The 1,518-nt window shown below is 71.3% G+C and carries 2 protein-coding genes; both read left to right on the forward strand.

Going from position 1 to position 1,518, the window contains the following annotated elements; translation table 11 throughout:
* Window positions 1–651: ABC transporter ATP-binding protein (locus ACZ5WG_RS40790; RefSeq protein ID WP_468729703.1), on the forward strand; the 651-nt coding region annotated here is incomplete at its 5' end.
* The coding region (locus ACZ5WG_RS40795; protein WP_468729704.1) for an ABC transporter permease at window positions 638–1,518 on the forward strand (881 nt) is incomplete at its 3' end. The genes ACZ5WG_RS40790 and ACZ5WG_RS40795, both read left to right, overlap by 14 nt.

Raw genomic sequence — 1,518 nt, forward strand, 5'->3', positions numbered from 1 at the left:
CCCGGCGAGTTCGTCACCATCCTGGGAGCCTCGGGGTGCGGGAAGTCCACCCTGCTCAACCTGGTCGCCGGTCTCGACAAGCCCAGCGCGGGCACCATCGAGACCGCCGGCCGGCCCGCCCTCATGTTCCAGGAGCACGCCCTCTTCCCGTGGCTCACCGCGGGCAAGAACATCGAACTCGCCCTGCGCCTGCGCGGGGTGGCCAAGGCCGACCGCAAACCGGAGGCCGAACGGCTGCTGGAACTGGTCCGCCTCGGCGGCGCCCACGGCAAGCGCGTCCACGAACTGTCCGGCGGCATGCGCCAGCGCGTCGCCCTGGCCCGGGCCCTCGCCCAGGACAGCCGGCTCCTGCTGATGGACGAACCGTTCGCGGCCCTGGACGCCATCACCCGGGACGTCCTGCACGGCGAACTCACCCGCATCTGGGCCGAGACGGACGTCTCCGTCCTGTTCGTCACGCACAACGTGCGCGAGGCCGTCCGCCTCGCCCAACGTGTGGTCCTGCTCTCCTCACGGCCCGGCCGGATCGCGAAGGAGTGGACCGTGGACATCCCGCAGCCCCGCCGCATCGAGGACGCGGACGTCGCGGAACTGTCCCTCGAGATCACTGAACACCTGCGTGGGGAGATCCGCCGCCATGGCCAGCACTGACACCACCCCCAAGGCCAAGCACGACGATCTGGCAGGCCTGGAGGCCGGGCTCGACGCGCTCGACGCGGTCCAGACCCACCGCACCTCCGCCCGCGAGGTCCTCGTCAAGAAGGTCCTCCCGCCGGTCATCGCCGTCGGCCTGGTGCTGCTGGTGTGGCAGGTCCTCGTCGCGGCGAAGGTCACCGACGAGACGAAGCTCCCCGCCCTGTCCGCGGTCTGGGACAGCCTGTCCGACATGTGGCTCAAGGGCACCCTGCTCGAGGTCATCTGGACCAGCGTCTCCCGCGGCCTGCTCGGCTTCCTGCTCGCCCTGGCCATCGGCACCCCGCTCGGCCTGCTCGTCGCCCGCGTCAGGTTCGTCCGCGCCGCGATCGGCCCGATCCTCCAGGGCCTGCAGTCCCTGCCGTCCGTGGCCTGGGTGCCGCCGGCCGTCCTGTGGTTCGGCCTCAACGACGCCATGATGTTCACGGTCATCCTGCTCGGCGCCGTACCCTCCATCGCCAACGGCCTCGTCTCCGGCATCGACCAGATCCCGCCCCTCTACCTGCGGGCCGGCCGCACCCTGGGCGCCACCGGCCTCAGCGGGGCGCGGCACATCGTCATGCCCGCCGCCCTCCCCGGCTACCTGGCCGGCCTCAAGCAGGGCTGGGCCTTCTCCTGGCGCTCCCTCATGGCCGCCGAGATCATCGCCAGCTCCCCCGACCTCGGCCTCGGCCTCGGCCAGCTCCTGGAGAACGGCCGCAACAACATCGACCTGCCCGGCGTGTTCCTCGCGATCATCCTCATCCTCGTCGTCGGCATCGCCATCGACCTCCTGATCTTCAGCCCCGTCGAGCGGTGGGTACTGCGCAGCCGCGGCCTGCTGGT

The sequence above is a fragment of the Streptomyces sp. NPDC032745 genome, from assembly GCF_055579465.1.